Raw genomic sequence first — 24,996 nt, 5'->3', positions numbered from 1 at the left:
GCCGTTGGTAATGAATCAGCGTACGTAAATCCTTTGGTCTGAAGGATCCTTCCGTTAAGATAACCGGCTTTTTCAAGGCGGGAGTCAGGCAGCATGGCGCAGCAGTATCAACCGGGGCAACGCTGGATCAGTGACAGCGAAGCCGAGCTGGGTTTAGGCACCGTTCTGGCACAGGATGGCCGCTTGTTGACCGTGCTCTATCCGGCCACTGGCGACACTCGCCAGTACGCGCTACGGAATGCGCCACTCACCCGTGTACGGTTTTCGCCGGGCGATGTGATCACTCACTTCGAAGGCTGGAAGATGACCGTGCGCGAAGTCGATGACGTCGATGGGCTGCTGGTCTACCACGGCCTCAACGGGCAGAACGAAGTCGTCACCCTGCCCGAGACCCAACTGTCGAACTTCATCCAGTTCCGCCTGGCCAGCGACCGTCTGTTCGCCGGCCAGATCGACCCGCTGGCCTGGTTCTCCCTGCGCTACCATACCCTGGAACACACCAGTCGCCAGTTGCAGTCTTCACTTTGGGGCTTGGGCGGCGTACGTGCCCAGCCGATTGCCCACCAACTGCACATTGCCCGTGAAGTGGCCGACCGCATTGCACCGCGGGTATTGCTGGCCGACGAAGTGGGCCTGGGCAAGACCATCGAGGCCGGCCTGGTCATCCACCGTCAATTGCTGTCCGGCCGCGCCAACCGCGTGCTGATCCTGGTGCCGGAAAACCTCCAGCACCAGTGGCTGGTGGAAATGCGTCGGCGCTTCAACCTGCAGGTCGCGCTGTTCGACGAAGAACGCTTCATCGAAAGCGATGCCAGCAATCCGTTCGAAGACACCCAACTGGCCCTGGTGGCGCTGGAGTGGCTGGTGGACGATGAAAAGGCCCAGGACGCGCTGTTCGCCGCCGGCTGGGACCTGATGGTGGTCGACGAGGCCCATCACCTGGTCTGGCACGAAGACCAGGTCAGCCCACAATACGCCCTGGTCGAGCAGCTTGCCGAAACCATCCCCGGCGTACTGCTGCTGACCGCGACTCCGGAACAACTGGGTCAGGACAGCCACTTCGCCCGCCTGCGCCTGCTGGACCCGAACCGCTTCCATGATCTCAAGGCCTTCCGTGCCGAGAGCGAAAACTATCGCCCGGTGGCCGAAGCCGTGCAGGAGCTGCTGGACAAAGGTCGCCTCTCGCCTGAGGCCCACCAGACCATCCACGGCTTCCTGGGCAATGAAGGCGAAGCATTGCTGACCGCCGTCAATGATGGTGATATCGAAGCCAGCGCCCGCCTGGTGCGTGAACTGCTGGACCGCCACGGCACCGGCCGCGTGCTGTTCCGCAACACCCGCGCCGCCGTGCAGGGTTTTCCCGAGCGCAAGCTGCACGCCTACCCTCTACCCTGCCCGCCCGAATACCTCGAATTGCCGTTGGGCGATCATGCCGAGCTGTACCCGGAAGTCAGCTTCCAGGCCCAACCGGACGCCAGCGAGGAGGAGCGCTGGTGGCGTTTCGACCCGCGGGTCGAGTGGCTGATCGACACCCTGAAGATGCTCAAGCGCACCAAGGTGCTGGTGATCTGTGCCCACGCCGAAACCGCCATGGACCTGGAAGATGCCCTGCGCGTGCGCTCCGGCATCCCGGCCACGGTGTTCCACGAAGGCATGAACATCCTGGAGCGTGACCGTGCGGCGGCCTATTTCGCCGACGAAGAGTTCGGCGCTCAGGTGCTGATCTGCTCGGAAATCGGCAGTGAGGGTCGCAACTTCCAGTTTGCCCATCACCTGGTGCTGTTCGATCTGCCGTCCCACCCGGACCTGCTGGAGCAGCGTATCGGTCGTCTGGACCGGATCGGCCAGAAGCACGTCATCGAGCTGCATGTGCCTTATCTGGAAACCAGCCCGCAAGCGCGGCTGTTCCAGTGGTATCACGAAGCCCTGAATGCCTTTCTCAACACCTGCCCGACCGGCAACGCCTTGCAGCACCAGTTCGGCCCGCGCCTGCTGCCCTTGCTGGAAGAAGCCGACGATGGCCAGTGGCAAGCGCTGATCGACGAGGCCCGCGCCGAACGCGAGCGCCTGGAAGCCGAGCTGCACACCGGTCGCGACCGTTTGCTGGAACTCAACTCCGGGGGCGCCGGTGAAGGCGATGCGCTGGTGGAGGCCATTCTTGAACAGGATGACCAGTTTGCCCTGCCGATCTACATGGAAACCCTGTTCGACGCCTTTGGTATCGACAGCGAGGACCATTCGGAAAACGCGCTGATCCTCAAGCCAAGCGAAAAAATGCTCGACGCCAGCTTCCCGCTGGGCGACGACGAAGGTGTGACCATCACCTACGACCGCAACCAGGCGCTGTCTCGCGAAGACATGCAGTTCATCACCTGGGAGCACCCGATGGTGCAAGGCGGCATGGACCTGGTGCTGTCCGGCTCGATGGGCAACACCGCCGTGGCGCTGATCAAGAACAAGGCGCTCAAGCCCGGCACCGTGTTGCTGGAACTGCTCTACGTCAGTGAAGTGGTCGCCCCGCGCTCGCTGCAACTGGGCCGCTACCTGCCACCGGCCGCCCTGCGCTGCCTGCTGGACGCCAACGGCAACGACCTGGCCGCCCGGGTTTCGTTCGAAACCCTGAACGACCAACTCGAAAGCGTGCCCCGCGCCAGCGCCAACAAGTTCATCCAGGCCCAGCGCGACCAGCTCACGCCGCGGATCAATGCCGGCGAAGAGAAGATCGCCCCGCGTCACGCCGAGCGCGTGGCCGAGGCCCAGCGCCGCCTGGCCGCCGATACCGACGAGGAACTGGCACGCCTGACCGCGCTGCAAGCGGTCAACCCAACCGTGCGCGACAGCGAGCTGGTGGCCCTGCGCCAACAGCGCGAGCAAGGGTTGGCGATGCTTGAGAAGGCGGCGTTGCGTTTGGAGGCGATTCGGGTGTTGGTGGCTGGGTGATTTTGGCTGGGGGCCGGCTGTGGTGCTTTTATCGGGTGTATATCCGTTGCTGCGGTAACGGCCGCTGACGGTTCCGCCCTTACGGCGGCTCACTTTTGAGAAGCCCGGAAGCCGGCCCAGTCAAAAGTAAGCAGAACGCTTTTGCCCCACCACTCGGTGCCTCGCTTAGGCTCGGCATGCCCGAACGAAGGCATTGCTCCGTGGGCCCGCCGCGAGGCGGCCTGATAGCCGACCTGGTTCTTGGTGGGACCGCGTTTTTCCTATGGGAGCGGGCTTGCTCGCGAAGAGGCCGGCACATCCAACATCTTCATCGGCTATGACACCGCCATCGCGAGCAGGCTCGCTCCCACACTGGATTTTCAGCAGGCACAAAACTCATGTGCCCCAATTCCCCAGTGGGAGCGAGCCTGCTCGCGAATAGGTCAGCACATCCAACATCTTCATTGACTGAGCCACCGCCATCGCGAGCAAGCCCGCTCCCACACTGGATTTTCAACAGGCACAAAAATTCATGCGCACCCTGTCCCCTGTGGGAGCGAGCTTGCTCGCGATGGGGCCGGCACATCCAACATCACCACAAACTGACACACCGCCTTCGCGAGCAAGCCCGCTCCCACAGGGGGAACGCGATCCCCACCAAGAACCAGGTCGGCTATCAGGCCGCCTCGCTTTTGTTTTTGATCTGGGGCGCCCCGTTAACCACGATGGCCGAACGCAGGCATTGCGCAGTGGGCACCTCGGCATGGATGCCGAGGTAGCCGCGCTGGGCCATGGATGGCCCTTCGCGGCGGGCCCACGGAGCAATGCCTTCGTTCGGGCACACCGAGCCTAGGCGAGGTGCCGAGTGGTGGGGCAAAGCGTTTTTGGTTACTTTTGGCGCTCTTCCAAAAGTGACCCGCTGTAAGAGCGGAACCCTAAGTAGCCGTTACCGCAGCAACGGATATACACACCAAACGAAGCCCCCCCTCAAGGACTGTAATACCCCACCGCCACCAGAAAATGCCCGACCTTCTTCAGGTACGCATGCTTGTCCTCAACCTTCCCGGTCACCGGATTCTTCCAGCGATACTCATACTCCCCCACATCCTGCTTGCCGATCATGGCCAGGATCGGCTCCCCAACCGGTTTGCTATCCGGATCCTTGACCCTGGCAAAGTCAGTATTGATCAAACGCAAATTGGTGCCATGACCGACATAGCGCCGGGTATCAAGGTCGACGACAAAGACATACAAAATCATCCTGCAGGTAACCGCCCTTGAGGGAGTTAACCGCCGTCAGCGTGGCTTTCTCGTTTTTCAGCAGGTCACTCGAGACCTTGTCCAACAGCGCCCTGGCCTGTTCGGCGGAAGCCCGGGGCAGGTAGTAGCCGACGGCCAGGATTCGCTCGCCGACACGCTGGAAATACACATGCTTGCGCTCGACCTTGCCGTCCGCCCAGTTCTGCCAGCGGTACTCGGCTTGCTGGATGCCACTGGCCTCGGGGGTTTTCAAGGCGTCCTTGAAGGCTTTGCGCAAATCCGGCCCCAGCACCTCGGACACGTCCCGCCCGATCAACGCCGAAGACGGCCCGCCGCTGGCGAGCATCACACCCTGGGTATCCACAACGAACACGTAGCGATCCTTGTCGACGAATTCCCCTTGACGACTGAAGGCGGCAAAGGCTTTGTCGCCGTTGTCGTGGTAATAGGCCAGAGCCTTCTCCAGCAACGCCCGGGCCGCCTGACCATCGTCCTCAGTGGCCGCCTGGGCCTGAGCCAGCCCCAGCATGAGCATTGCGCCCAGCCAGGCCATTCTTTGAAAAAAACCCATGGGCACGCCCCTCGTTCTTGTTGGTGTTTCAAGAGCGTAGACGGCGTGGGGTGATGTTGGAGTATTCAGGGAATTGCTGGGGAGCCGGGTGAGCAGCGGGGTATTGATATTGACTGAAACGGCGTCATCGCGAGCAGGCTCGCTCCCACGGGGTAAGCACCATCCAGTGTGGGAGCGAGTTTGCTCGCGATAGCGGCGGCGCATTCAGCCTGATGGCACTGACGCTGCACTCTGGCGAACAAGCGCCAACAGGCTTATTGACCCCCGTTGCGGAGTTGCTGCTGCAAGTTCTGGATCTGCGCCTGCAGGGTGTTGATGTTACGGGTGACCTGGCCGCGGAAGGCGTCGAACTCGGCAGTGTTGCCGCCCTTGTCCTGCTGACTCTTGAGCACGATCACGTCCTGCTCCAGGCGATCGATGGCAGAGTTGGAGGTGGCCCTTTTCAGGGCGGTGATGTCGGCGCCGATGCTCTTGAGCTGGGCATCCAGAGCACCACCCTCGCCCTGGCTTTTCAGGGCGGTCACTTCAGCCGCCAGCGCCTTGACCTGGGCTTGGAGCTCCTTGTTCGAAGCTTGCAGCTGAGTGTTGGTGTTCTGCTGTTCCGAGGCCTGGGCGATGAGTTGGGCCAGCTCCTTGTCCAGGTCGGCGGATGGACCGAATGTGGCTTGCTGCTGTTTGTACTGCTCCACCAGCTTGCTGTCGAATTGCCGGGCCTGCTCCTGCAGCTTGTTGTCCAACTGTTTGATCTGCAGCTTCAAGGCTTCACTGTCGCTCATGACGTTGGACTGCCCGGCGACCACCTTGCCGGAAATGTCCTGCAAGCGCCCCGCCGCATCCTCGCTGATCCGGGCGAAGCTTTCCTGAGTCGCCACCAGTTGCTGTTCCATCAGGGAAATCTGCTGAAAACTCCACCAGGCCAGGAAACCCAACGCACACAGCAGCGCGCCGACCAACGCCCACAGCGGCCCGGTGCTGGCCCCCTTGACCTTGGCCGCGGCAACGGGCGCCGGGCGCGCCTGCACGTGGGGCTGGCGGTTGGGCATGAAATCATCGTCATCGGGAATGTCGGCCCGCATCCGCAGGCTCGGCACATCATCGAAGTCGTCGTTGGCATCGTTACGCATGGGCATGGTTCGACCTTTGGGAAACCGGTAATGGCTTGATGCGGCGAGTATAACCCTCTCACCCGCCGCACCGATTGACCCCGAACCTGGCACTCGGTTCATGATGGGCCGATCAGCGGCCGTTTTGGACCTTCCACCAAGCGCAAAATTCATCGAGCGCCGTCCACAGGCTGACCTGCGGATCGTAATCGAGATAATGCCGGGCCCGGCTGATGTCCAGGGTGAAATTTTTGTTCATGACTTGCATGCCCAGGCGCGACAGCGTCGGTTCGGGGCGGCCCGGCCACAGTTTGCAGACACCTTCATTCAAGGCCGCGACGCTGTAAGCCAGGCCGTAGGAACGATAACGCCGGACCTGTGGGACTTCCATCTGGCGCATCACATAATTGACCACATCCCACAGCGGGACCGGTGCGCCGTTGCTGATGTTGTAGGCCTTGCCCAAGGCTGAATCGGTGGCCAGCAGACTGCTGAGCAACGCTTCGTTGAGGTTCTGCACACTGGTGAAATCCACCTTGTTCAAGCCGTTGCCGACAATGGCCAGTCGTCCCTTGCGCTGCATTTTCAACAGGCGCGGGAAAATGCTCATGTCACCGGCACCGGTCACGAAACGCGGGCGCAGGGCCAGCACTTCGAGGCCGAACTCCTGAGCGCCGAAGACTTTCTGCTCGGCCAGGTACTTGGTGGCGGCGTAAGGGTGCTTGAAGCGCTTGGGCACTTGCTCTTCGGTCAACCCGAGGTGGTCACGGCCGTCGAAGTAAATGGACGGCGAGGACAGATGAACCAGGCGTCGCACCTTCTGCTTGAGACAAGCCTCGACGACATTTTCCGTGACCTGGACATTGCCCTGGTGGAAATCCTGGTAGCGGCCCCACAGCCCCACGGAGCCGGCGCAATGCACCACGGCCTCGACATCCACGCACAGGTCGCGGGCCAGCAGCGGGTCGCTCAGATCGCCTTGGACGAACTGCGCACCGCGCCGTACCAGATGTTCCACACCCTCGGCCCGGCGACCGTTGACCCGTACATCCAGGCCCTGCTCCAGGGCGAAACGCGCAAAGCGCCCGCCAATGAAGCCGCTCGCGCCGGTGACCAAAATCTTCATGCATGCTCCTAAAAATCAGATTCGAGCTACAAGCCATAAGCGTCAAGCCAAGCGCTTGTCACTGACCGCTTGCAGCGTGCTGCCTGCCGCTGCGATCAATCGCTCGGTCAATAAGCCGAGCAACTGCCCACCGTTGCGCCAATGATGCCAGTACAGCGGCACATCGATCGGTTTATCTGCCAACAATTCCACCAGCACGCCTCGTTCCAGCTGTTCGCACACTTGCAGCTCTGGCACCAGTCCCCAGCCCAGCCCCACTTCGGCAAGACGGATGAAACCTTCGGATGAGGGGCACAAATGATGCTCGAAACCGCCCTCCACGCCTACGGACGCAAGGTAGCGGTGCTGCAGGAAATCATCCGGGCCAAACACCAATGCCGGCGTACGGGCCAGTTGATCGGCCCGCACACCGTCGGGAAAATGCCGGGCGATGAAGGCCGGGCTGGCCATCGCCCGGTAGCGCATCGCCCCCAGCAGGACGCTGCGGGCGCCCGCCACCGGGCGTTCGCTGGCGCAGACACAGGCCGCCACCTCACCGGCGCGCATGCGCTTGAGGCCAACGGTCTGGTCTTCCACCACCAGGTCGAGCAACAGCTGATGTTCAGCGCAGAAATCGCCTACGGCCAGTGCCCACCAGGTCGCCAGGCTGTCGGCGTTCAAGGCGATGCGCAGACGCTCCGGCAGCCCCTCTTCATCCAGCGCTGGCACCAGGCTCTGCAGGTCGCGCTCGAGCAGCCGCACCTGTTGCACGTGGTTGAGCAACCGACGACCGATTTGCGTCGGCGCCGGCGGTGTGGCACGTACCAGAACGGGCTGGCCGACCCGCGCCTCCAGTAACTTGATCCGTTGGGAAATGGCCGATTGCGACAGGCCCAGCACTTGGGCCGCGCGCTCGAAACCGGCCTGCTCGACCACGGCGGCCAGGGCAGAGAGCAATTTGTAATCGAACATCAGTTTCCCTAATGAGCAATCAGCAATATTGGTTTTTCTTATACAGCTCGCCACCGGAGAATGGCCAGCAATTCATCAACTGACCGGGGGATAAAACGATGTGGCAAAGCTATGTGAACGGGCTCTTGGTGGCCCTCGGGCTGATCATGGCCATTGGCACCCAGAACGCATTCGTGCTGGCCCAGAGCCTGCGCCGCGAGCACCACTTGCCGGTCGCGGCGCTGTGCATCGCCTGCGACGCCCTGTTGGTCGCCGCCGGGGTTTTCGGCTTGGCGACCTTGCTGGCCCAGAGTCCGTTGCTGCTGTCGATTGCCCGTTGGGGCGGCGCGGCGTTCCTGCTCTGGTACGGCAGCCTGGCCTTGCGCCGGGCCTGTTCGAAGCAAAGCCTGCAACAGGGTGAAAACCAGGCCGTGCGCTCGTTGCGGGCGGTGTTGCTCAGCGCGCTGGCGGTCACGCTACTCAACCCCCATGTCTACCTCGACACGGTGCTGCTGATCGGCTCCCTCGGTGCCCAGCAAAGCGTGCCCGGCGCTTATGTGATGGGCGCCGCCAGTGCCTCGCTGCTGTGGTTCCTCACGCTCGCCATCGGCGCCGCATGGCTGGCCCCCTGGTTGGCCCGGCCAAGCACCTGGCGGATCCTGGACCTGTTGGTGGCGGTGATGATGTTTACCGTGGCGATGCAACTGATTGTCTCCGGCTGATTATTCCAAACCGCTCTGGAGCCTCTATTCCACACAGTTGTTGCGTGGTTATGCCGCCCCCCTGGTGCTATGATCCGACTCCTGCGCCGCAAAGAGTACAAACTCCCCGGCGCTAGTCTGGCCGCCCGTGATCGGCCTTGCGCTCACCGCAACTGACCTGATTAGGAGAATCACCATGGCTTTCGAATTGCCGCCGCTGCCCTATGCACACGATGCACTGCAGCCGCACATCTCCAAAGAGACTCTGGAATACCACCACGACAAGCACCACAACACCTACGTCGTGAACCTGAACAACCTGGTGCCTGGCACCGAGTTCGAAGGCAAGACCCTGGAAGAAATCGTCAAGACTTCCTCGGGCGGTATCTTCAACAACGCCGCTCAGGTCTGGAACCACACTTTCTACTGGAACTGCCTGGCGCCAAACGCCGGCGGTCAACCTACCGGCGCGCTGGCTGACGCCATCAATGCAGCCTTCGGTTCGTTCGACAAGTTCAAGGAAGAGTTCAGCAAGACGTCCATCGGCACCTTCGGTTCCGGCTGGGGCTGGCTGGTGAAAAAGGCTGACGGTTCCCTGGCCCTGGCCAGCACCATCGGCGCCGGCAACCCACTCACCAACGGTGACACCCCGCTGCTGACCTGCGACGTGTGGGAACACGCCTACTACATTGACTACCGCAACGTTCGTCCGAAGTACGTCGAAGCGTTCTGGAACCTGGTCAACTGGAAATTCGTCGCCGAGCAGTTCGAAGGCAAAGCCTTCACTGCCTAAGCTCGATGCCAGACCAAAGAAACCCGGCGCCATGCCGGGTTTTTTTTGGGCGCGGCAAAATTGAGCGCAAGCAAAATGCCTCGCGTCCGGAACCCAAGAAAAAATCCCGGCGGGCCTCAAGTTGCGGTGCCTTTCAACCGACACAATGGTCGTAGAGCAATCACTCTGGAAAAAACGTATATCGGTCAGGTTTCAAGCGAAAACCCTTGTGTTTGATTGTCCCTTTGACTGACATCACAGGATTGCCAATACTCATGGCAACTTGACGCTACCCGCACGGAACAAGGAACCACTCTTTGAAGCTGGAACTCAAGAACAGCTTGTCTGTGAAGTTGCTCCGGGTCGTGCTCCTCTCGGCATTGATCGTTGGCGTGGTCTTGAGCTGCGCCCAAATCGTGTTCGATGCCTACAAAACCAACCAGGCCGTCGCCAGTGACGCCCAGCGTATCCTCGACATGTTCCGCGATCCATCGACCCAGGCCGTCTACAGCCTGGACCGGGAAATGGGCATGCAGGTGATCGAAGGCCTGTTCCAGGACGAAGCCGTGCGCATGGCTTCCATCGGCCATCCCCGCGAAACCATGCTCGCCGAAAAAGCCCGGCCCCTGCAGCACTCCGAAAGCCGCTGGCTGACCGACCTGATCCTGGGCAAGGAGCGCACCTTCACCACGCAACTGGTGGGACGTGGCCCCTACAGCGAATATTACGGCGACCTGAGCATTACCCTCGACACCGCCACCTACGGCGAGGGCTTCATCGTCAGCTCGGTGATCATCTTCATCTCCGGGATGCTGCGGGCCTTGGCCATGGGCCTGGTGCTGTACCTGGTCTATCACTGGCTGCTGACCAAGCCGTTGTCGCGGATCATCGAGCACCTGACCGAAATCAACCCCGATCGCCCCAGCGCGCACAAAATCCCGCAGTTGCGCGGCCACGAGCAAAACGAGCTGGGCCTGTGGATCAACACGGCCAACCAACTGCTCGAATCCATCGAGCGCAACACGCACCTGCGCCACGAAGCGGAAAACAGCCTGCTGCGAATGGCCCAGTACGACTTTCTCACTGGCCTGCCCAACCGCCAGCAGCTTCAACAGCAACTGGACAAGATCCTGGTGGACGCCGGACGCCTGCAACGTCGGGTGGCGGTGCTGTGTGTGGGGCTGGATGATTTCAAGGGCATCAACGAACAGTTCAGCTATCAGACCGGCGACCAATTGCTGCTGGCCCTGGCCGATCGACTGCGGGCCCACAGCGGTCGGCTCGGCGCACTGGCACGGCTGGGGGGCGACCAATTCGCCCTGGTCCAGGCCGACATCGAACAGCCGTACGAGGCCGCCGAACTGGCCCAGAGCATCCTCGATGACCTGGAAGCGCCGTTCGCCATCGACGACCAGCAAATCCGCCTGCGGGCCACCATCGGCATCACCCTCTTCCCCGAAGACGGCGACAGCACCGAGAAACTGTTGCAGAAAGCCGAGCAGACCATGACCCTGGCCAAAAGCCGCTCGCGCAATCGCTATCAGTTCTACATTGCCAGCGTCGACAGCGAGATGCGCCGCCGTCGCGAACTGGAAAAAGACCTGCGCGAGGCCCTGGCCCGCGAGCAATTCAGCCTGGTGTACCAGCCACAGATCAGCTACCGCGACCTGCGGGTGGTAGGCACCGAAGCCCTGATCCGCTGGCACCATCCCGAGCACGGCCTGGTGCCACCGGACCTGTTCATTCCCCTGGCCGAGCAGAACGGCACCATCATCGCCATTGGTGAATGGGTGCTGGACCAGGCATGCAGGCAATTGCGCGAATGGCACGACCAGGGTTTCCTCGACCTGCGCATGGCGGTCAACCTGTCGACGGTGCAACTGCACCACGCCGAACTGCCGCGGGTGGTGAACAATCTCCTGCAGATGTACCGACTGCCGCCGCGCAGCCTGGAGCTGGAAGTCACCGAGACCGGCCTGATGGAAGACATCACCACTGCGGCCCAGCACCTGCTGAGCCTGCGCCGCTCCGGGGCGCTGATTGCCATCGATGACTTCGGCACCGGCTATTCGTCCCTGAGCTATCTCAAGAGCCTGCCGCTGGACAAAAGATCGACAAGAGCTTCGTCCAGGACCTGCTCGACGACGAAGACGACGCAACCATCGTCCGGGCCATCATCCAGTTGGGCAAAAGCCTGGGGATGCAGGTCATTGCCGAAGGCGTCGAGACGGTCGAGCAGGAAGCCTACATCATCGCCGAGGGCTGCCACGAAGGTCAGGGGTACTACTACAGCAAACCGCTGCCGGCACGGGAGTTGGGCCTTTACCTGAAGCAGGCCGAGCGCGCCAAGGTGTCCATCATCTGATTCCTCTCCTGGGCACCAAGCCCCTGTAGGCGCTGGCGAAGCCTGCGATCCTTTGTTTTCGCTTGGGATTCAAGCGACAGGGGAAAGATCGCAGCCTCGCTTCGCTCGACAGCGCCTACGGACGCCGCCGAGAGGGGGTGATCCGCATCATTAAATAGAAATATTTACAACCATAACCCTTTACACATAATGCAAATCTTTCGCATTATGTCGCAGTTTTTGCGCACCCTCGCGCCCGTCCCATCCATCACCGAAGCAGGATGTTCGCCATGATTCGTATGCCCCTGGCTACCGCCAGTCTGTTGGCCATCGCTATTTCCCTCGCCGGTTGCGGCGAAGGCAAAGACAAGGCCGCCGCGCCGCAAGCGCCAACGCCGGCCGCGAGCACTGCGGCACCGGTCGCCCCTGCTGCCGCTGGCAAAATCGACGAAGCCGCCGCCAAGGCCGTTGTCGCGCACTATGCCGACATCGTCTATGCCGTCTACAGCGATGCCGAATCCACTGCGAAGACCCTGCAAACCGCCGTCGACGCGTTCCTGGCCAAGCCGAACGCCGAGACCTTGAAAGCCGCCAAGGCTGCCTGGGTCGCCGCACGCGTGCCGTACCTGCAAAGCGAAGTGTTCCGCTTCGGCAACACCATCATCGACGACTGGGAAGGCCAAGTGAACGCCTGGCCCCTGGACGAAGGCCTGATCGACTACGTCGACAAATCCTACGAGCACGCCTTGGGTAACCCGGGCGCGACCGCGAACATCATCGCCAATACCGAAGTCCAGGTGGGCGAAGACAAGGTCGACGTCAAGGACATCACCCCGGAAAAACTCGCCAGCCTGAACGAGCTGGGCGGTTCCGAGGCCAACGTCGCCACCGGCTACCACGCCATCGAATTCCTGCTGTGGGGCCAGGACCTCAACGGCACTGGTCCGGGTGCCGGCAATCGCCCAGCGTCGGATTACCTGGAAGGCGCCGGCGCCACTGGCGGCCACAACGACCGTCGTCGTGCCTACCTCAAGTCCGTGACCCAACTGCTGGTCAATGACCTGCAGGAAATGGTCGGCAACTGGAAGCCGAACGTGGCCGACAACTACCGCGCCACCCTGGAAGCCGAGCCGGCCGAAAGCGGCCTGCGCAAGATGCTGTTCGGCATGGGCAGCCTGTCCCTGGGTGAACTGGCGGGCGAGCGTATGAAGGTGTCCCTGGAAGCCAACTCGCCAGAAGACGAGCAGGATTGCTTCAGCGACAACACTCATAACTCGCATTTCTACGATGCCAAGGGTGTGCGTAACGTGTACCTGGGCGAGTACACCCGTGTCGACGGCAGCAAGATGACCGGCGCCAGCCTGTCGTCCCTGGTCGCCAAGGCCGACCCGGCCGCGGACACCGCGCTCAAGGCCGACCTGGCCGACACCGAGGCCAAGATCCAGGTCATGGTCGATCACGCCAACAAGGGTGAGCACTACGACCAACTGATCGCCGCCGGCAACACCGCCGGCAACCAGATCGTGCGCGATGCCATCGCCGCACTGGTCAAGCAGACCGGTTCGATCGAACAGGCTGCGGGCAAACTGGGCATCAGCGACCTGAACCCGGACAACGCTGATCACGAGTTCTGATCAACGTTGGCTGGTTGAGGGTTAACGCAGCCAGCCAAGCCACAAAACCTGTGGGAGCGAGCTTGCTCGCGATGGGGGTCTATCAGCCGACATTGATGTTGGCTGGTCCACCGCTATCGCGAGCAAGCTCGCTCCCACAGTGGTTTCTGGGGTTTCAAAAATGCGCGATCAGCCATCAACTCCCTTGTGGGAGCGGGCTTGCTCGCGAAGACGTCGGCACAGTCAACATTGGTGTAGCCTGACACTCAGCCTTCGCGAGCAAGCCCGCTCCCACAGGAGTTTCGTCGTTTGGTGGCTCATCACTGCAACCCCGCAAGCCGCCCTTCGATAAACAGCCGTTCCGGCAATTGCTGCGTCAACTCAAGCGCGCGTCGATACGCCGCCCTCGCCTCGTCCAATCGTCCCAATTGGCGACAGAACTCTGCCTGCGCCGAGTAGGCCAAGTGATAGTCGAGTAACTCCCCACGCCCCAGGATCGCCTCGACCAGGCGCAAGCCGGCTTCCGGCCCGTCGCGCTTGGCCAGGGCGGCGGCGCGGTTGAGTTCGATCACCGGCGACGGCACGGCCCGCAGCAGCACATCATAAAGCCCGACGATCTGCGGCCAATCGGTCTCCTCTGCCGTCGACGCTTCGGCATGCACCGCCGCAATCGCCGCTTGCAGGCAGTACGGTCCGAACCGTCGAGTCTTCAGCGCGGCTTCCACCAATGCGCAGCCCTCGGCGATCAGCTCGGCGTCCCACAAGGATCGCGCCTGTTCATCCAGCAGGATCAGCTCACCGGTCGACGACGTTCGCGCCGGTCGCCGGGACTCGTGCAGCAGCATCAACGCCAGCAACCCCATGACCTCGGCCTCAGGCAGCAACTCCATCAGCAGACGCCCGAGACGGATGGCTTCGCGGGTCAGGTCTTCGCGGGTCAGCTCGGCCCCCATCGAGGCTGAATACCCTTCGTTGAACACCAAGTAGATCACCCGCAGCACGCTGTCCAGCCGCTCCGGCAGTTCCGCGCGGGACGGCACCTGATAGGGGATCCTGGCATCGCGGATTTTCGCCTTGGCCCGCACGATGCGCTGGGCAATGGCCGCCGGGGCGGCGAGGAATGCCCGGGCGATTTGCTCGGTGGTCAGGTCGCAGACTTCCCGCAGCGTCAGGGGCACCTGGGCATCCGCCGCCAGGGCCGGGTGACAACAGGTAAAAATCAGCCGCAGGCGATCGTCTTCCACGTCCTCGTCACTCCACGGGTCCTGCTCCAGCGCCTCGAGTTGAGCCATCAACATCGGTCGGGACGCGGCGAAACGCGCGCGCCTTCGCAAACTGTCGATGGCCTTGAAGCGCCCGGCAGACACCAGCCAGGCCCGCGGGTTGTCCGGCACACCGTCGCGCTGCCAGCGCTCGACCGCCACGAAAAAGGCCTCGTGCAAGGCCTCTTCCGCGAGATCGAAGTCCCCCAGCAGGCGAATCAGCGTCGCCAGGATCCGCCGCGAATCCTGCCGATAAACCTGCTCGACCCGCGCCTTGACCGTTTCGACCGACATCAGTCGGGCATGCCTTGGGTAACCAGCGTCTCAAGCCGGTCCAGGCTCTGCCCCCAACCGTCATGGAAGCCCATGGCTTCGTGTGCCTGGCGATCCTCCTCGTTCCAGTGCAGTGCCCGGGCGGTGTAACGGGTCTTGCCGTCCACCTCATCCAGCAGCACTTCAGCGGTCATGAAAGCCTTGCCAGAGGGAATCCAGCCGGGCAGGAACGCATCAGTGAACACCAGGCGCTGCGGGGCAAAAATTTCCAGGAACACGCCCATGGTCGGGTATTCACTGCCATCGGGGGCGCGCATCAGGGTGCGAAACTGACCGCCGACCCACAGGTCCATTTCGCACTCCGGCGTGGTCATGCCATGGGGACCCCACCATTGGACGAGCAAGCCCGGCTCGGTCCAGGCGCGGAAGATCTTCTGGCGCGGGGCGTCAATGACCCGGCTGATGGATAACGCGTAAGGGGCAGCTGTAAGGTTCATGAATGAAATCCTGTTTGTGATTGTTGTTCAGGGGTTCAGTTGGCGTACCGGTCGTACTTCGACACAGCCGACCCGGGCCGCCGGGATATTGCCGGCGACCTGGATGGCTTCGTTGAGATCCTTGGCGTCGATCAGGTAGAAGCCCGCCAGTTGCTCCTTGGTCTCGGCGAATGGGCCGTCGGTGATCGACAGCTTGCCGCCGCACATGCGCACCGTGGTGGCGGTCTGTACCGACTCCAACGCCTCGGCGGCCAGCATGCGTCCACTGCCCTGGATCGATTCGGCATAGGCCATGCACTCGGCGTCCTCCGGGCTGTCGGGCGAGTTGTGCAGTGTGTGTTCGTTGCTATACACCAGGCATAGGTACTTCATGGAAGGCTCCGCGATCGGACTGATCAACTATGAACGGCAGAATGACGCTCGGCGAAAAAACCGACGATCAGGGCTGCAGGTCGAACAGCGCCGTCCCGGCCATCGGGTCGAACGGAGCGGACCAATGTTCGTGGACGATCCGCCACTGTCCGGCTACACGCTGGTAGCAGGCCGTCACACGCATCCAGCAGGCCTGTTCCTCGCCTTTTTCGTTGGTGCCGCCGCAATAGGCCAGCCAATGGGCGAAGGCAATGTTGTCGGCCGGCGTAATCCTGACCTGATGAAAGTCGAACTTGTGCGGGCCGGGGCACATTTCCATACAGGCTTGCCAATGGGCCCGGTAAGCGGCCTTGCCCTTGAATTGCAGGGCCTGGATGGCGTCGAACGAGACAATGTCTTCGTCATAGAGCGCCATGACTTTTTCAACGTCCTTGGCCATGACGGCTTGGCGATAAGTGTCGATCAGGGCCTGGATCTGGGTTTCAGTGGCTTGGGTATTCATGGTGATTCTCCGCAGTTTTTTGTTGAAGGCACCCTTTGTCGTTTGGAGAAACAGCGAATCGACAATCCAACAAAAATAATCCAAAGAAAAAAATTCGCTAGAATCCAGGTCCTATTCTGTCGGCAAACAACGGACGTTTTTGTGACTCCTCAGCTCGTCCCCTACGAAGACCTGACCCCGCTGCAACGCGAACAGGTCAGCGCCATCGCAATCCACCCCGAACAGATCAAGTTCGCCGGCGATATCCATGGCGCCCTGCACACGCTGCTGTCCAAGCCCGGCCCCGGAGTCAAAGGCTTTGCGCTATTGGCTGGAGAGGTGCCCGTGGCCTTCCTGCTGCTCAAGCGCCCGCCGGTACTGCCCGCCTGGGCCAACGAACACAGCGCCACCCTGCATGCCCTGCAAGTCGACCACCGAGCCCAGGGCAAAGGCTATGGCAAGGCCTGCCTGCAGGCGCTGCCCGCCGTGGCACGAGCCGCCTGGCCGGAAATCCGTGGGCTGGAACTTTCGGTCGACGCCGACAACGACTTGGCCATCGGCCTGTACACCCGGCTGGGCTGGGTCGACAGTGGCGAAGCCTACAAGGGCCGCATCGGTTATGAGCGGCGGATGGGGTTGGTGTTTTGAAAGAACTTGCCCAATAGACTCAGGATGAATGGATGATGTTGACGTCGATTGAACAGTTGGAAGCCCTTTATGGCCTGCCCCACGAACGGGCAGTGCGTAAACAGATTCCCTTCCTGAACGAGGATTATCAGGCGATGATCCGGGCTTCACCGCTGGTGGTCATCGGTTCGGCAGGGCCCGATGGCCTCGATAGCTCGCCCCGGGGCGATGTGCCGGGTTTCGTGCAGATCCTCGACGAACGCACCCTGGCCTTGCCGGATCGTCCCGGCAACAACCGCATCGACACCCTGCGCAACGTTCTGCACGATCCGCGGGTATCGCTGCTGTTCCTCATTCCCGGGATTGGCGAGACCTTGCGGGTCAACGGTGCCGCCCGGATCAGCGCCGAACCCGCACTGCTGGAGCGCTTTGCGGTCAACGGCAAACCAGCTCGCACGGTGCTGCTGGTGTCGGTCGAAGCGGCGTTTTTCCATTGCTCCAAAGCCATCGTGCGTTCAGACCTGTGGAATCCGGCTCGCCACCTTGAACGCTCGGCCCTGCCCAGCGCCGGGGCAATCCACAAGCGCTTGAATGATGGGCAGTTCGATGCCGAGACTTACGACCGTGAAGCGCCCGCACGGGTGCAGGCCAGCCTGTACTGAAGCCGCGACGCTCAACTCGGCTTGAGCGGGATCCATATCTCCAGGGTGCCTTGGCCGGTCCTGGGGTTGAAGTCTTCGCTGTAGCGTTCGAATTCCGGTGTGCAGGCCCCTTCGTGGCCGGACTGCGGTAACCATTCGTTCCAGATGTATTGGAAGGTTTGCGGCAGTGTCTTCAGCGGGCCCCTGTGTTCGAACACGGCGTAGGGCCCGGGCGGGATCTCGATCCAACGGTATTGTGGCGGCAAATCGTCGAGCCGGCTGATTTCCACGCCGGCGATGTATTCGAACCCACCCTCCTCGTCCGGGTTGCAACACACGCCGTAGGTCACTTCATCTTTCTGCCCTGGCACCTTGCCGAGCCAGGGCAGGAACTTTTCCCAGAGCAAAGGGATGTCTTGGGCAGTGTCCTGGGTAAACCGAGCACCAAAACCGGCGATGAGCTGAAAACGTCCCTGTTCAAAGCGTGGTACGGCTGTGTAATCGCGTTTGGGCTTTTCCATGCGGCAACACTCCAGCAAAACGTGAAGTCGGGCTTGGCAGTATAGAAGCCAAACCGTAATTGCCAGGGCCGTTTCGCTTGTCAGATGCCAGGCAGGGCGCTGGTGACGACTTTCCCTACAAACTCGTTGTAGCCAGAAACAATCACGTACACCGCGAAATAGCAGAAGATCGCGGCGGATGCCCAATAGGAGTACCGCAACAGTTTATCCCCCAACAATTTGCCGCCCTGGGTCGCCGCCAGGCACAGGGCCGCGCACCACAGCAGCCCGGCGCAGAGAAAACCACTGAGGAACAGCGCCGAACTGAGCAAGGTTCCGCCACCCGAACGGGCGATCAGCGTACCGCCCACCGCCGCGAACCAGAGGATGGCGCTGGGCGATGACATGGCCAGGAAAATTCCGCGCAAGAACTCCTGACGCGATGAGTTGCCCTGCACCTCGCCGGCCTCGGCCAGTACCGCGCTGTGATAGATCGCCGAGTGGATCATTTTCGCCGCGAAGTACAGCAACAACACCGAGCCGCCGACCCACAGCACCCAGCGCACCGCCTCGTATTGCAGCAGCACGGTCATGCCGGCCAAGGCCAGGACGGCGTAGATCAGATCGCCCACGCAAGTGCCCAGGCCCAAGGCGAAGCCCTGGAAATAGCCGCGTTGCATCGCCAGGGTGATCATCGCGATATTGGCCACGCCAATGTCCAGGCACAGGGAGAGACTCAGCAGGAAACCGCTGGAAAATTCCATCATTCATTCCGTTCGATTGGGGTGCGGCGAATTCAACTGCCCGCAGCCATCGTTGATGGCTGCGCGGCGAGGTCGACAGTGTCGTCGAAAATAGTTGGGCGCGGCTACTGGACAATCCGACATCCGCCCGATTATCTTGCGCCGCAGGCCACCGCAGTGGCCAACGTCGCTCGGACGGTTCCGGGCGCTCACGTATCTCGAGGCAACAATGGCCGAACAAGGTTCGCCGCGCCGCTTTGCGCGCATCGATCGACTCCCCCCGTATGTATTCAATATCACTGCCGAGCTGAAGATGGCTGCGCGTCGGCGCGGCGAAGACATCATCGACTTGAGCATGGGTAACCCCGACGGCGCCACGCCCCCGCACATCGTGGAAAAACTGGTCACCGTCGCCCAGCGTGAAGACACCCACGGCTACTCCACCTCCAAAGGCATCCCGCGCCTGCGCCGCGCCATTTCGCGCTGGTACAAGGACCGCTATGAGGTGGACATCGACCCGGAAACCGAAGCCATTGTCACCATTGGCTCCAAGGAAGGGCTGGCCCACCTGATGCTGGCGACCCTGGACCAGGGCGACACGGTGCTAGTGCCCAACCCCAGCTATCCGATCCACATCTACGGCGCGGTGATCGCCGGCGCCCAGGTGCGTTCGGTGCCGCTGGTGCCAGGGGTGGATTTCTTCGACGAACTGGAGCGGGCCATCCGCGGCTCGATTCCCAAGCCGAAGATGATGATCCTCGGCTTCCCCTCCAACCCCACCGCCCAGTGCGTGGAGCTGGACTTCTTCGAGCGGGTCATCGCCCTGGCCAAGCAGTACGACGTGCTGGTGATCCACGACCTGGCCTACGCCGACATCGTCTATGACGGCTGGAAAGCCCCGTCGATCATGCAAGTGCCGGGCGCGAAAGACATCGCGGTGGAGTTCTTCACCCTGTCCAAGAGCTACAACATGGCCGGCTGGCGCATCGGTTTCATGGTGGGCAACCCGGAACTGGTCAGCGCCCTGGCGCGGATCAAGAGCTACCACGACTACGGCACCTTCACCCCGCTGCAAGTGGCCGCCATCGCCGCCCTCGAAGGCGACCAGCAATGCGTGCGCGACATCGCCGAGCAGTACCGCCAGCGCCGCAACGTGCTGGTCAAGGGCCTGCATGAACTGGGTTGGATGGTGGAAAATCCCAAGGCCTCGATGTACGTCTGGGCCAAGATTCCCGAGGCCTATGCGCACCTGGGCTCATTGGAATTTGCCAAGAAACTGCTGGCCGAAGCCAAGGTCTGCGTCTCGCCGGGGGTGGGGTTCGGGGAGTATGGGGACGATCACGTGCGCTTTGCGCTGATCGAGAACCAGGACCGGATTCGCCAGGCGGTGCGTGGGATCCGTGGGATGTTTCGGGCGGATGGGTTGATAAACAAACCTGGCGCCTGACACAAAACCAAGCTGATCACCAGAAACCAATGTGGGAGCGAGCTTGCTCGCGATAGCGGCATAACAGTCAGCGAAGGTATCGACTGTCAGTCCGCCATCGCGAGCAAGCTCGCTCCCACAGTGGGTTATGCGTTGTTGCTTAGACCACCAGCGACAGCAGCAGGATAAAGATCAAGCCCACCACGGACAGGATGGTTTCCATCGCGGTCCAGGTCTTGAAGGTCTCGGCCACGGTCATGTTGAAGTACTGCTTGACCAGCCAGAAGCCCGCATCGTTGACGTGGGACAGGATCAACGAACCGGCACCGGTCGCCAGCACCAGCAGCTCACGGTTCACACCCGGCATCATCCCCACCACCGGCACCACGATCCCGGCACCGGTAATGGTCGCCACCGTCGCCGAACCTGTGGCGATACGGATCACCGCAGCCACCAGCCACGCCAGCAGGATCGGCGAGATCTGCGCGCTCACCGCCATGTGACCGATCACATCGCCCACGCCGCTGGTGACCAGCATCTGCTTGAAGCCACCACCGGCACCGATGATCAGGATGATCGCGGCGGTCGGCGCGAGGCTGGCGTCCAGCCATTTGAGCATCTGGCTGGAACCGATGCCCTGCTTGTAGCCGAAGGTGTACAGCGACAGCAACAGCGCCAGCAGCAAGGCCGAGATCGGATGACCGATCATGTCCATCCAGACGCGGAAGAGGTTGCCGTCCGGCAGCGCTACGTCAGCAAAGGTCTTGAGCAGCATCAGGAACACCGGCGACAGCACGGTGATCAAGGTGATGCTGAAACTTGGCAGCTCGGCGGAGTTCGTCTCGCGGGCCAGTTGGTCCACCAACTCCTGGTTAGGATGGCCGGGGATGTGCTTGGCAATGAACGTACCGAAAATCGGCCCGGCAATGATAGCGGTCGGCAGCGCGACGATCAGACCATAAAGAATGGTCTTGCCGATGTCAGCGCCAAATATGCCGATCGCCAGCAGCGGCCCCGGGTGCGGCGGCACCAGGCCGTGGACCGCGGAAAGGCCGGCCAGCAGCGGGATACCGATCTTGATGATCGACACGCCGGTGCGACGCGCAACGATGAACACCAGCGGGATCAGCAGCACGAAGCCGATTTCGAAGAACAGCGGGATACCCACCAGGAACGCGGCGAACATCATGGCCCACTGCACCTTGTCCTTGCCGAAGGCGCGGATCAGGGTCTGGGCGATCTGATCGGCCCCGCCCGACTCGGCCATCATCTTGCCGAGCATCGTGCCCAGCGCCAGGATGATGCCGACAAAGCCCAGCACGCCACCGAAGCCGTCCTGGAACGCCTTGATGATGGTGCCGGTCGGCATGCCCGACGTCAGGCCGAGGAACGCGGCGGCGATGGTCAGTGCAATGAACGGGTGGAATTTGAACTTGGTGATGAGGACGATGAGTCCGATCACCGTGACCACTGCATCAAGCAGTAGAAACGTCTCGTGGGACATGCCGAACATGGGAGGTGTCTCCTGATTTGTTGTTGTTATTGAAGCAGTTATTGATGAGCCGTCGGGACAGCGCTATCTTTCTGACGCAAATTTTTGAAACTCAACTGGCAAGCTTCAAACCGTGGGCCAACCACCAGACGTAAGCCTGCTGTGCCAGTTCGTCAACGCTGTGGCTGGACGCGTCCAGAGCCAGGGTCAGGGGCTCGCCGACAGGGGATTCAAGGGTGGCGAACTGGCTGTCGATCAGGGTCGACGGCATGAAATGGCCAGGACGGTGGGAAACCCGGTCGGCGGCCACTTCGGGGGTCAATTCAAGGAATACGAAGCCCAGGCCTGGCAAGGCGCTGCGCAGACGCTCGCGATAACTGTGCTTGAGGGCCGAGCAGGTCAGCACCGGGCGCTCGCCCGTGGCGTCGACACGGCGCAACTCGTCGCACAGGCTGTCGAGCCAGCCGGCACGGTCGTCGTCGTTCAAGGGGATACCAGCGCTCATCTTCTGGATGTTGGCCGCAGGGTGGAACGTGTCGCCTTCGATGGCGGTGGCGCCGCTCAATTGGCACAGGGCCTGGCTGACGCAAGTTTTGCCGCAACCGGCAACGCCCATGATGACCAGGGCGGTGATGGGATTGTTCATGTAACACCTCAGCGCGCAGACAGCGCTACCTTTGCCAGTTATGACACCGCAGCAAAAGCAGAAGTTGCCGACGCCTTCTTGTCATTTTTGTGGTTGCAGCATGTTCGTTCACGACACCAACGGACGGGAGATCAGGCAACCCCCGCTCACGCATTTGCAGCGGCGTCGAGACAGCGCTACCTTAGTACCTTGATTTTTGTTTGGCAAGCCGCCCTGATGACCGCCCCTAAAAACGATAAGAATACTCGCACCACCGGTCGCCCCACGCTCAACGAAGTCGCACGCCTGGCCGGTGTCAGCCCCATCACCGCCTCCCGTGCCCTGCGCGGCGTCAGCACCGTCGCCTCGGAACTGGTGGAAAAAGTCCGCCAGGCCGCCGCGGAACTCAACTACGTCGTCAATCCCGCCGCCCGCGCCCTGGCTTCGGCCCAGAGCCATTCGGTGGTGGTGCTGGTGCCGTCGTTGTCCAACCTGTTGTTCATCGACACCCTGGAAGCCATCCATCGGGTGCTACGGCCCAAGGGCTTCGAAGTGGTGATCGGCAACTACCACTACTCCCGGGACGAGGAAGAAGACCTGTTGCGCAACTACATGGCCTATCAGCCACGGGGGTTGCTGCTGACCGGTTTCGACCGCACCGAAAGCGCCCGGCGCATGATCGAGGCCAGTAACATTCCGTGCGTGTACATGATGGAACTGGACCCCGGTGCCGGGCTCAACTGCGTCGGTTTCTCCCAGCTCAAGGCCGGCGAAACGGCGGCCGAGCACTTGATTTCCAAGGGCCGCAAGCGTCTGGCCTACATCGGCGCGCAACTGGACCAACGTACCCTGCTGCGCGGCGAAGGGTTTCGCCGCGCCCTGCAGAAAGCCGGTTTGTATGACCCGGACCTGGAACTGCTGACCCCGCGCCCATCCTCGGTGGGCCTGGGTGGCGAATTGTTCCTGCAATTGCTCGACAGCCACCCGGACGTCGATGCGATCTTCTTCGGCAACGACGACCTGGCCCACGGCGCTTTGTTCGAGGCATTGCGCTGCGGCATCAAGATCCCCGAGCAGGTCTCGGTCCTGGGCTTCAACGACCTGCCCGCCTCGGCCCACATGGTGCCGCGCCTGAGCAGCATCAGCACCCCAAGGGAAGCCATCGGTCGCCGCGCCGCCGAACAGATGCTGACGCTGATGGCCGGCAACCGCATCGCCCAGCCGGTGGTGGACATGGGCTTCGAACTCAAGGTCCGCGAAAGCACCTGAGCGCCATGCTCAAGCGGTCGATCCATGCCGTCCGACGGCAAGGGTTGGCCGCCCCGCTCGCCATACGCTTGTCCACAGCCCTTGGAATAGGGCCCTCGAAGCAACGGCATGGGAATTGCTCCTGCCCATCGCTCAGCCATTACCTACAGGTGTTCATCATGTTGGTCAGTGCCAAACAGCAAGCGATGGTCTTGCCACTCAAACGCCCGGGCGAGGATCCCACCGCCGAAGCCGCCAGCGGCCTGCAAAGCGCCGCGTTGCAGGCGTTGCGCGATAACGTCCAGGCCCAGGCCAGCCAGGGCAGTGCCCAGGTCCAGGTCCAGGATTCCTTCACCCGACGCGCCACGCAACAGGTCAATGCCGCCACCGCCATCAGCGACAAGGTGGATGAGGCGTTCGCCAAGACCCGCGTGCAACTGCAGACCGTGGCTTCGTCAATGCCTGAAGAGACCACGACCCTTGGCGGCTCCGCCACGGCAGCGTTCAAGGACTACATGAGCAAGACGCCCGAAGAGCGTCTGCGCGACAGCATTCTCGAAGAGATGGGTATTACCGAGGAAGAGTTCGAGGCGATGCCGCCCGAGAAGCAAATGGCAGTCAGCCAGGAGATTGCCCAGCGCATGCAGGACAAGTCAGCGATGGCACAAGTGGAAAAGGTTCAGGAGAGTCGCACGGACGACAAAGCCTCGGCCACGGACATGTTTCTCGCCTCGCTTTGAGCCTCGGCACAGGGCGCAGCGATTGAGCTGGGGTGACCGCCCCAGCTCAATCCTGAGGCCCGCCGAAGCGGTACCGACTCAATGACCGAACAGGTTCACCTTCTTGGTTTTTTTGTCGGCGCGCTTCTCATCGGCCGTCTTCGCCGGTTTTTTCTTTGCCGCTTTTTTTGAATCCATGCCTTTGGCCATGATACGTACTCCAGTCATACGGGATGTGAAGTCAGGTATACACCTATCGCCGCTCCTGCGTTCTTTTATAATCGCCCTCCCCTTATCGCCCGCGACCCTGCCATGTCCCAAATCCATTACACACAGCTCGAAGAGCCGCTGTGGCCGCTGATGAACAAGTTTTACCGCGCCCACCAATCCTCGATGAAAGCGGTACGGGAAGCGCAGCTGTGGGTGGCGCGTCGGAATGAAGTCGTCGCAGCGCTGTGCCTGCGTCCGGTCTCGGGCGGGCATTGGTTGACGGGGTTGTTGGTCGACCCGGCGTATCGCGAACAAGGGATTGCGGCGCGGTTGATCGCTGAAGCGGTGAAGGGTGTCGAAGGACCGGTGTGGCTGTTCTGCCACCCGGATTTGCGCGGCTTTTATGAGCGGCGCGGGTTCAGCTTCGATCCCGAACTGCCTTATGCCATGGCTGAGCGTCTGAGCCGGTATGCGCGCAGCAAGCCGATGATTGCGATGGGGTTGGAGCCTACAAAACCCTAAAGATCGACAGAGCCCACTG

General features: G+C 61.8%; 21 protein-coding genes and 2 pseudogenes. 11 read left to right on the top strand and 12 right to left on the bottom strand.

Annotated elements, in window-relative coordinates; all coding sequences use genetic code 11:
- The first annotated feature begins 93 nt into the window (after window positions 1-93).
- A complete protein-coding gene (rapA, locus tag AC515T_RS06495) occupies window positions 94-2,940 on the top strand; it encodes an RNA polymerase-associated protein RapA (protein WP_496531852.1) in 2,847 nt (948 codons plus the stop codon).
- 966 nt (window positions 2,941-3,906) lie between these two features.
- Here rapA and AC515T_RS06490 read toward each other — a convergent pair.
- The 4 genes and pseudogenes from AC515T_RS06490 to AC515T_RS06475 form a co-directional block, all read right to left on the bottom strand.
- Window positions 3,907-4,750, bottom strand: a pseudogene (locus AC515T_RS06490) (cache domain-containing protein).
- Between the two features lie 254 nt (window positions 4,751-5,004).
- A complete protein-coding gene (locus AC515T_RS06485; protein WP_496531851.1) occupies window positions 5,005-5,880 on the bottom strand; it encodes an ATPase in 876 nt (291 codons plus the stop codon).
- A gap of 106 nt (window positions 5,881-5,986) precedes the next feature.
- On the bottom strand, window positions 5,987-6,979 hold the full coding sequence (locus AC515T_RS06480; protein WP_496531850.1) for an NAD-dependent epimerase/dehydratase family protein: 993 nt from the start codon (window positions 6,977-6,979) through the stop codon (window positions 5,987-5,989).
- 42 nt (window positions 6,980-7,021) lie between these two features.
- Window positions 7,022-7,930, bottom strand: a complete 909-nt coding sequence (locus tag AC515T_RS06475) for a LysR family transcriptional regulator ArgP (protein ID WP_496531849.1) — start codon at window positions 7,928-7,930, stop codon at window positions 7,022-7,024.
- Window positions 7,931-8,028: 98 nt separating this feature from the next.
- Between AC515T_RS06475 and AC515T_RS06470 the strand changes: the two genes are divergently transcribed.
- The 4 genes and pseudogenes from AC515T_RS06470 to AC515T_RS06455 all read left to right on the top strand — a co-directional run bounded on the left by AC515T_RS06470 (window position 8,029) and on the right by AC515T_RS06455 (window position 13,360).
- Complete coding sequence (locus AC515T_RS06470) at window positions 8,029-8,631, top strand: LysE/ArgO family amino acid transporter (protein ID WP_496531848.1); 603 nt, start codon at window positions 8,029-8,031, stop codon at window positions 8,629-8,631.
- A 175-nt stretch (window positions 8,632-8,806) separates the two neighbouring features.
- Window positions 8,807-9,403 (top strand): superoxide dismutase, encoded by a 597-nt coding sequence (locus AC515T_RS06465; protein ID WP_496531847.1) that lies wholly within the window; start codon window positions 8,807-8,809, stop codon window positions 9,401-9,403.
- Window positions 9,404-9,699: 296 nt separating this feature from the next.
- Window positions 9,700-11,747 (top strand): annotated as a pseudogene (locus AC515T_RS06460) (putative bifunctional diguanylate cyclase/phosphodiesterase).
- A 269-nt stretch (window positions 11,748-12,016) separates the two neighbouring features.
- On the top strand, window positions 12,017-13,360 hold the full coding sequence (locus tag AC515T_RS06455; RefSeq protein WP_496531846.1) for an imelysin family protein: 1,344 nt from the start codon (window positions 12,017-12,019) through the stop codon (window positions 13,358-13,360).
- A 299-nt stretch (window positions 13,361-13,659) separates the two neighbouring features.
- Here AC515T_RS06455 and AC515T_RS06450 read toward each other — a convergent pair whose 3' ends face one another.
- From AC515T_RS06450 to AC515T_RS06435, 4 genes are all read right to left on the bottom strand, one after another.
- The gene (locus tag AC515T_RS06450; RefSeq protein WP_496531845.1) at window positions 13,660-14,895 is read right to left on the bottom strand and encodes an RNA polymerase sigma factor; all 1,236 of its coding nucleotides are present in this window, start codon (window positions 14,893-14,895) and stop codon (window positions 13,660-13,662) included.
- Window positions 14,895-15,371: an SRPBCC family protein gene (locus AC515T_RS06445; RefSeq protein ID WP_496531844.1), complete on the bottom strand. Its 477-nt coding sequence runs from the start codon at window positions 15,369-15,371 to the stop codon at window positions 14,895-14,897. The genes AC515T_RS06450 and AC515T_RS06445 overlap by 1 nt, the downstream gene beginning before the upstream one ends.
- 27 nt (window positions 15,372-15,398) lie before the next feature.
- Complete coding sequence (locus AC515T_RS06440; RefSeq protein ID WP_496531843.1) at window positions 15,399-15,743, bottom strand: YciI family protein; 345 nt, start codon at window positions 15,741-15,743, stop codon at window positions 15,399-15,401.
- 67 nt (window positions 15,744-15,810) lie between these two features.
- The gene (locus AC515T_RS06435; protein ID WP_496531842.1) at window positions 15,811-16,245 is read right to left on the bottom strand and encodes a YybH family protein; all 435 of its coding nucleotides are present in this window, start codon (window positions 16,243-16,245) and stop codon (window positions 15,811-15,813) included.
- Window positions 16,246-16,386: 141 nt separating this feature from the next.
- Between AC515T_RS06435 and AC515T_RS06430 the strand changes: the two genes are divergently transcribed.
- Together AC515T_RS06430 and AC515T_RS06425 are read left to right on the top strand one after the other, a co-directional pair.
- Window positions 16,387-16,872 carry a GNAT family N-acetyltransferase gene (locus tag AC515T_RS06430; RefSeq protein WP_496531841.1) on the top strand — a complete coding sequence of 162 codons (486 nt, stop codon included), beginning with the start codon at window positions 16,387-16,389 and terminating at the stop codon, window positions 16,870-16,872.
- Between the two features lie 35 nt (window positions 16,873-16,907).
- Window positions 16,908-17,513 carry a pyridoxamine 5'-phosphate oxidase family protein gene (locus AC515T_RS06425; RefSeq protein ID WP_122566883.1) on the top strand — a complete coding sequence of 202 codons (606 nt, stop codon included), beginning with the start codon at window positions 16,908-16,910 and terminating at the stop codon, window positions 17,511-17,513.
- An 11-nt stretch (window positions 17,514-17,524) separates the two neighbouring features.
- On the opposite strand, the gene AC515T_RS06420 is transcribed toward AC515T_RS06425, so the two are convergent.
- A complete protein-coding gene (locus tag AC515T_RS06420; protein WP_496531840.1) occupies window positions 17,525-18,013 on the bottom strand; it encodes a GyrI-like domain-containing protein in 489 nt (162 codons plus the stop codon).
- An 80-nt stretch (window positions 18,014-18,093) separates the two neighbouring features.
- Window positions 18,094-18,756 carry a LysE family translocator gene (locus AC515T_RS06415; RefSeq protein ID WP_496531839.1) on the bottom strand — a complete coding sequence of 221 codons (663 nt, stop codon included), beginning with the start codon at window positions 18,754-18,756 and terminating at the stop codon, window positions 18,094-18,096.
- 208 nt (window positions 18,757-18,964) lie between these two features.
- On the opposite strand from AC515T_RS06415, the gene alaC reads away from it, so the two are divergent.
- Window positions 18,965-20,182 carry an alanine transaminase gene (gene alaC, locus AC515T_RS06410; RefSeq protein WP_109755768.1) on the top strand — a complete coding sequence of 406 codons (1,218 nt, stop codon included), beginning with the start codon at window positions 18,965-18,967 and terminating at the stop codon, window positions 20,180-20,182.
- A 139-nt stretch (window positions 20,183-20,321) separates the two neighbouring features.
- Here alaC and AC515T_RS06405 read toward each other — a convergent pair whose 3' ends face one another.
- Together AC515T_RS06405 and AC515T_RS06400 are read right to left on the bottom strand one after the other, a co-directional pair.
- Complete coding sequence (locus AC515T_RS06405; RefSeq protein ID WP_122566821.1) at window positions 20,322-21,674, bottom strand: GntP family permease; 1,353 nt, start codon at window positions 21,672-21,674, stop codon at window positions 20,322-20,324.
- A 91-nt stretch (window positions 21,675-21,765) separates the two neighbouring features.
- A complete protein-coding gene (locus tag AC515T_RS06400; protein WP_305482897.1) occupies window positions 21,766-22,299 on the bottom strand; it encodes a gluconokinase in 534 nt (177 codons plus the stop codon).
- A 216-nt stretch (window positions 22,300-22,515) separates the two neighbouring features.
- Between AC515T_RS06400 and gntR the strand changes: the two genes are divergently transcribed.
- The 3 genes from gntR (at window position 22,516) to AC515T_RS06385 (ending at window position 24,977) form a co-directional block, all read left to right on the top strand.
- Window positions 22,516-23,547 (top strand): HTH-type transcriptional regulator GntR, encoded by a 1,032-nt coding sequence (gene gntR / locus AC515T_RS06395; protein WP_496531838.1) that lies wholly within the window; start codon window positions 22,516-22,518, stop codon window positions 23,545-23,547.
- Window positions 23,548-23,705: 158 nt separating this feature from the next.
- Window positions 23,706-24,266, top strand: coding sequence for a hypothetical protein (locus tag AC515T_RS06390; protein ID WP_496531837.1), 561 nt, complete (start codon window positions 23,706-23,708; stop codon window positions 24,264-24,266).
- A gap of 291 nt (window positions 24,267-24,557) precedes the next feature.
- Window positions 24,558-24,977: a GNAT family N-acetyltransferase gene (locus tag AC515T_RS06385; RefSeq protein ID WP_496531836.1), complete on the top strand. Its 420-nt coding sequence runs from the start codon at window positions 24,558-24,560 to the stop codon at window positions 24,975-24,977.
- The last annotated feature ends 19 nt before the right edge of the window (window positions 24,978-24,996 follow it).

This window comes from Pseudomonas sp. FSO-7 (genome assembly GCF_059579345.1).
Note: the sequence above shows the minus strand (reverse complement) of the source record. Positions and strands in the feature narration are given on the sequence as shown.

Coding starts and splice junctions, on each gene's coding strand:
- AC515T_RS06440 (WP_496531843.1), bottom strand. CDS start 15,743: ATGAAGTACCTATGCCTGGTGTATAGCAACGAACACACACTGCACAAC.
- AC515T_RS06455 (WP_496531846.1), top strand. CDS start 12,017: ATGATTCGTATGCCCCTGGCTACCGCCAGTCTGTTGGCCATCGCTATT.
- AC515T_RS06445 (WP_496531844.1), bottom strand. CDS start 15,371: ATGAACCTTACAGCTGCCCCTTACGCGTTATCCATCAGCCGGGTCATT.
- AC515T_RS06390 (WP_496531837.1), top strand. CDS start 23,706: ATGTTGGTCAGTGCCAAACAGCAAGCGATGGTCTTGCCACTCAAACGC.
- AC515T_RS06415 (WP_496531839.1), bottom strand. CDS start 18,756: ATGGAATTTTCCAGCGGTTTCCTGCTGAGTCTCTCCCTGTGCCTGGAC.
- alaC (WP_109755768.1), top strand. CDS start 18,965: ATGGCCGAACAAGGTTCGCCGCGCCGCTTTGCGCGCATCGATCGACTC.
- AC515T_RS06405 (WP_122566821.1), bottom strand. CDS start 21,674: ATGTTCGGCATGTCCCACGAGACGTTTCTACTGCTTGATGCAGTGGTC.
- AC515T_RS06485 (WP_496531851.1), bottom strand. CDS start 5,880: ATGCCCATGCGTAACGATGCCAACGACGACTTCGATGATGTGCCGAGC.
- AC515T_RS06435 (WP_496531842.1), bottom strand. CDS start 16,245: ATGAATACCCAAGCCACTGAAACCCAGATCCAGGCCCTGATCGACACT.
- AC515T_RS06470 (WP_496531848.1), top strand. CDS start 8,029: ATGTGGCAAAGCTATGTGAACGGGCTCTTGGTGGCCCTCGGGCTGATC.
- AC515T_RS06425 (WP_122566883.1), top strand. CDS start 16,908: ATGTTGACGTCGATTGAACAGTTGGAAGCCCTTTATGGCCTGCCCCAC.
- AC515T_RS06420 (WP_496531840.1), bottom strand. CDS start 18,013: ATGGAAAAGCCCAAACGCGATTACACAGCCGTACCACGCTTTGAACAG.
- AC515T_RS06475 (WP_496531849.1), bottom strand. CDS start 7,930: ATGTTCGATTACAAATTGCTCTCTGCCCTGGCCGCCGTGGTCGAGCAG.
- AC515T_RS06465 (WP_496531847.1), top strand. CDS start 8,807: ATGGCTTTCGAATTGCCGCCGCTGCCCTATGCACACGATGCACTGCAG.
- AC515T_RS06400 (WP_305482897.1), bottom strand. CDS start 22,299: ATGAACAATCCCATCACCGCCCTGGTCATCATGGGCGTTGCCGGTTGC.
- AC515T_RS06480 (WP_496531850.1), bottom strand. CDS start 6,979: ATGAAGATTTTGGTCACCGGCGCGAGCGGCTTCATTGGCGGGCGCTTT.
- AC515T_RS06450 (WP_496531845.1), bottom strand. CDS start 14,895: ATGTCGGTCGAAACGGTCAAGGCGCGGGTCGAGCAGGTTTATCGGCAG.
- AC515T_RS06385 (WP_496531836.1), top strand. CDS start 24,558: ATGTCCCAAATCCATTACACACAGCTCGAAGAGCCGCTGTGGCCGCTG.
- rapA (WP_496531852.1), top strand. CDS start 94: ATGGCGCAGCAGTATCAACCGGGGCAACGCTGGATCAGTGACAGCGAA.
- gntR (WP_496531838.1), top strand. CDS start 22,516: ATGACCGCCCCTAAAAACGATAAGAATACTCGCACCACCGGTCGCCCC.